This window comes from Nostoc cf. edaphicum LEGE 07299, from assembly GCF_015207245.1.
GTDB classification, from domain to species: domain Bacteria; phylum Cyanobacteriota; class Cyanobacteriia; order Cyanobacteriales; family Nostocaceae; genus Nostoc; species Nostoc edaphicum_B.
The window spans coordinates 1-4,694 of sequence record NZ_JADEXF010000409.1 but is presented as its reverse complement, the minus strand read 5'-3'; the positions used below and the strand labels follow the sequence as shown (position 1 = coordinate 4,694).

Sequence of the window (4,694 nt, the reverse complement as noted above, 5' to 3'; positions counted from 1 at the left end):
TAGTTAGCCTTTCTGGTGATGTGTCTTCGTACAATATTTTAGCGTTCGCCTGAATATGTTCTTGAAGTGCTTGCTTTTTTTCTGGAGTCATCGGTAGATAAATACACTCGTCTTACTTAGACTGACTAATTTTCGCCCTCTTTGCAAAAAACTGGGATGCTCCCACGACAATTAAACTATCTGGGTTAATATCTACTACCTGTTGTTGGCGTTGTAATAATTCTTGAAATACAAAATTAGGTAATAACTTTGAACTCTCCTCAAGTAGATTTTTTTGAGTTTCTGGAGAGTAACGAGTTTTTAATTCTTGCGTAATTAAATTTAAAATATCTTTACTGGCTAAATTGACAACTATCTGTTTGTTTGCAGGATTAAGGAAACATCCTTGATTAAGATTAATGTGGTTTTTAATTTGCATAGTTTTCTAAAATCCTTCTAATGCGAACGGTTAATTCACAAATCAAGCTCAAACAAAGGTAAAGAATAAATATTACTTTAGCTTCTGTTCTATATTTTTAGCAAGACCTACTTCATCGCAATTGCATCCTTTAAATCATAATTATAAATGATTATGTTTGCAGATATAGAAAATATTCATCGGCTCAGGAGCAAAAATACCACAGTGCTTGAGTAAGTAACTATAACATAATTAGTATTAACAGATACCACGTAACAGAAGAATCTACAATGGTTCGAGAACCCTGCTTTATCGAGGTTATCGAGGTTATCGAGAAACTGACTCATTAGGTGTAGCAATCAAACTGTTGAAAAATCCTTATCTGGGTTTCAGCGAACTAGTACAATTTCGCAATCAGTACACTATTGCCAAAAATCTTAACTCACCCAAAATCATCCAAACTTATAGTCTGGAGGTATATCAAAATGGTTATGCGTTGGTAATGGAAGACTTTGGAGATATTTCTATCAAAGATGATTTTGCTTTTGATTCGGATGCGATATGTAGAGTTTTTACAACAGTTTTTATAAATAGTGTAGGCGTAGCCCGTCGTAGACATCGCACTATGCAACACCTTAGATATACTCTACCAAAAGTGGATTATTCATCAAGATATTAAACCTGCTAATATTTTAATTAATCCCGAAAGCAAAGAAGTTAAATTAATTTATTTTAATATTGCATCTTTATTACCAATAATAAACAAAACCATGACTAAAGTCACAGTTCAAACATACACAAGATAAACAATAGTTGTTAAATTAGTAATGCTTTGCAATAATTGTCCAGTTAAAAGGTTCGATTTCTATCGGGGCTTGTGACTGATTTTTTTACTCTTTCAGCAACATCGTTTTTTTATGTGTAGATTAATTGGCTATCTTGGTAACGCCATCCTCTTAGATGAGTTGCTGTATAAACAAGAGCATTCGCTCTACAAACAAAGTTACAGTCCTTTAGAATTAAAATCAGGAGTAGTTTGCGGAGACGGAGTAGGTGTAGGCTGGTACGACGAAGTGGGTAAACCCTTCATTTACCGAAATACGATCCCGCTGTGGAACGAGCCGAATCTGGAGGAGTTGAGCAACTATGTACAATCCAGTTGTACTTTAGGCTATGTCCGATTAGCTGGAACAGGTGAATCGCTCGACATTAGCAATTGTCAGCCATTTCGGAGTGGGAAACTTTTGTTTGTGCATAATGGCGAGATATCAAACTTTCAACAAACTCTTTGTAGACCAATACGTAAGAGCCTCTCTGATTCCACTTACAGCCTGATTAAAGGCACGACTGACTCTGAACACATCTTTGCCCTACTAGTGGAAATGTGGCAGTCGTCTCCAAACAGCACTCTGTTATCAGCATTAAATGCCACACTTCAAAAATTGACTGAGTTGGCATCAGAACACGACACCAGCTTTAGTGCCAATGTAATTGTCAGTGATGGTCAAGCAGTTGCAGCAATTCGCTATGCTTATCGCACACAAGCCCCTACTCTTTATTGGTCTTGCGATCAACTCAAGCAGCCAAACCAAGTTATTGTTGCTTCTGAGCCTTTATCCAATAACCAAAATTGGACTGCTTTTGATGAGCAAAGTGCGCTATTTGTTGAAGCCCAGTCATTACAGCCAACAATTAGCCTGTTAGACAGATTTGTTCCCATTGGGGTTTAAATAAGCATTGCGATTTTGTGGAAATTGAGCTTTTCTCTCTAAAGTTGGTGCGATGCGAGACTTGCATTGCTGTTACTTGTGCCAAAAGACAACAGTTGGAGGCAAGTCAGAGAGACAACATAAATTATCCGTCTTTCAACTCCTTTGGAGCTAGCGTCACCGATAGCGAACGCGAGTGCGTCTCGTAGAGAAGCGTTAGCGAGTCATCTGTGACGCAATCATCATTCCTTTATGGCTCCTTTGTACTCTGTCTGCCACTATACCCATATAAGCTAGAGCGATCGCATACTTACTTATAACTGTGCCGAATACGAGTATAGGAGGAAACAGATGATTTCCTAAGACCTCAACGTGAGCAATGCCCTGTTGCCTGATTCAATCCAATTTCAGTTACCTTGAAACCAAAATAGTTTTATGATTCTCTATGAAAGCATATTTGAAATTATTTAGGTTTACTACCAAAATATTCTCAAGCTCATTCTAAAACATGGTGAATAGTAAATCACCTTTAGCTAAATTCGTGCAATGCTAGTTTTGAACCTTCTTCCAAGGTCAAATAAAGTACAGGGAGATGCAAAAGTATGGCTGAACACTCATTTCATGACCAACTGAGTCTAGAGGAACAAACTGAAAAACTCGGCAAGCAAGCAGTAAGCTTAGGTTTGATTCCCAGCTTTGTGGTGCATTACTTTCCCGATACTTGGGTATTTTATATACCCAATGAAACTCAATCGGAACCACTGACACCAGAAGAGGCATACTTTCGTTTAAAGCAACTGGTTAAACAGTAGATATTTTGACGGCAGATTTTTGAAGATAACGGCTAGACACTGCAATTGTTAAGTAACAGTAGTATGGCGAAACCAGCAATTTTAACGGTCGATGACGATCCAGAAGTATTGCAAGCGGTGTCACGAGACTTGCGTCATCAGTATGGCGATCGCTTCCGCATTGTTCGGGCAGATTCAGGTATCACGGCTCTGGATGTAGTACAGCAACTCAAATTGCGGAATGAAGCAGTTGCTCTATTTTTGGTGGATCAACGTATGCCCCAAATGGGAGGCGTGGAGTTCCTGGAACGGGCAAAAGGCATCTTTCCCAATGCGAAACGTGCTTTGTTGACGGCCTATGCAGATACGGATGCTGCCATTAAATCGATTAATAGTGCCAGACTTGATTATTACTTACTTAAGCCCTGGAATCCACCAGAAGAAAGGCTATATCCGGTTTTAGATGATTTGCTAGATGACTGGCTAGCTGGATTCCGCCCACCCTTTGAAGGCATTCGAGTCATTGGTAATCGCTGGTCGCCTTTTTCACATCAGGTAAAAGATTTTCTGGCACGTAATCAGGTTCCATTCAAGTGGTTAGATATTGAACTGGAGCCGGATGCCGCAAAATTAGTGGAATATGCCCAAGCTGACGGCAGACAGCAATTGCCATTGGTGCTGTTCCCCGATGGTTCCCGATTAATTCAACCATCTAATTTAGAGATTGCCGCCAAAATTGGACTGCAAACTCAGGCAGAGCGACCCTTCTATGACTTAGCGATCGTGGGTGCTGGGCCTGCCGGACTGGCAGCCGCCGTCTATGGTGCTTCTGAGGGATTGAGTACTGTCTTAATTGAGCGTGAAGCGCCAGGAGGACAAGCAGGTACGAGTTCGCGAATTGAAAACTATTTGGGGTTTCCTGTTGGCTTGAGTGGCAGTGATTTGGCAAGGCGGGGAGTGACCCAGGCGCGGCGATTTGGGGTAGAAATTCTTACTCCTCAAGTAGTAACTGGGGTTCGACTAGAAGATCCTTATCGGGTTCTGCAATTGGCGGATGGTAGCGAGATTAGTTGCCATGCACTTTTAGTTGCAACCGGCGTTTCCTACCGTTGGCTAAATGTTCCAGGAGCCGAGAAGCTCACAGGGGCAGGAATTTATTACGGTGCTGCCATGACTGAGGCGATCGCTTGCACCAATGAAGAGGTTTACTTGGTTGGCGGGGCAAACTCTGCTGGACAAGCAGCAATGCACTTTTCTAAGTATGCCAGCAAAGTGATTATGTTAGTGCGGGGTGAGTCACTAGCATCAAGTATGTCCCAATATTTGATTGACCAAATTGCCGCTACAAAAAATATCCAAGTTTGCACAGGTTGCAGCGTCGTGGAAGTCAAGGGAGAAGAATATTTAGAAGCAATTGCGATCGCCCATGCCAACACTGGACAAACCGAAACCGTGTCGGCGCGATCGCTGTTTATTTTCATCGGTGCTAGCCCCAAAACAGATTGGCTCGATGGCGTTATTCAACGCGATGCTCAGGGGTTTATCATCACAGGGCCAGACTTGATGCATAGTAGCAAATCTCCTCGTGGTTGGTCTTTAGAACGCTCTCCTTTCTTATTAGAAACCAACATTCCCGGAATCTTCGCAGCCGGAGATGTCCGCTACGGCTCAATTAAACGGGTGGCATCCGGTGTGGGAGAAGGTTCGATCGCCATTCAATTTGTTCACCGCTACCTAAGTAATGTTTAGCTAAAGCAGCCAATACTAACCTGTATAAAATCTGCAAACCCTCTCCCC

Annotated in this window: 4 protein-coding genes and 1 pseudogene; 4 read left to right on the top strand and 1 reads right to left on the bottom strand. The window is 41.6% G+C overall.

Features of this window, described 5'->3' with window-relative positions; all coding sequences use genetic code 11:
* Positions 1-112: 112 nt before the first annotated feature.
* A complete protein-coding gene (locus IQ229_RS13655; protein WP_194044519.1) occupies positions 113-418 on the bottom strand; it encodes a hypothetical protein in 306 nt (101 codons plus the stop codon).
* Between the two features lie 227 nt (positions 419-645).
* Here IQ229_RS13655 and IQ229_RS13650 point away from each other — a divergent pair.
* The 4 genes and pseudogenes from IQ229_RS13650 to IQ229_RS13635 all read left to right on the top strand — a co-directional run.
* Positions 646-1,152: pseudogene (locus IQ229_RS13650) on the top strand (protein kinase domain-containing protein); the annotation flags it as partial.
* 162 nt (positions 1,153-1,314) lie between these two features.
* Positions 1,315-2,127, top strand: a complete 813-nt coding sequence (gene egtC, locus IQ229_RS13645; RefSeq protein ID WP_194044517.1) for an ergothioneine biosynthesis protein EgtC — start codon at positions 1,315-1,317, stop codon at positions 2,125-2,127.
* A gap of 581 nt (positions 2,128-2,708) precedes the next feature.
* Positions 2,709-2,918: a hypothetical protein gene (locus IQ229_RS13640; RefSeq protein ID WP_194044515.1), complete on the top strand. Its 210-nt coding sequence runs from the start codon at positions 2,709-2,711 to the stop codon at positions 2,916-2,918.
* A gap of 63 nt (positions 2,919-2,981) precedes the next feature.
* On the top strand, positions 2,982-4,646 hold the full coding sequence (locus IQ229_RS13635; protein WP_194044513.1) for an FAD-dependent oxidoreductase: 1,665 nt from the start codon (positions 2,982-2,984) through the stop codon (positions 4,644-4,646).
* Positions 4,647-4,694: the final 48 nt, after the last annotated feature.

Excerpts from the sequence above, each read along its gene's own strand:
- IQ229_RS13640 (WP_194044515.1), top strand. The coding sequence starts at position 2,709 with ATGGCTGAACACTCATTTCATGACCAACTGAGTCTAGAGGAACAAACT.
- egtC (WP_194044517.1), top strand. The coding sequence starts at position 1,315 with ATGTGTAGATTAATTGGCTATCTTGGTAACGCCATCCTCTTAGATGAG.
- IQ229_RS13635 (WP_194044513.1), top strand. The coding sequence starts at position 2,982 with ATGGCGAAACCAGCAATTTTAACGGTCGATGACGATCCAGAAGTATTG.
- IQ229_RS13655 (WP_194044519.1), bottom strand. The coding sequence starts at position 418 with ATGCAAATTAAAAACCACATTAATCTTAATCAAGGATGTTTCCTTAAT.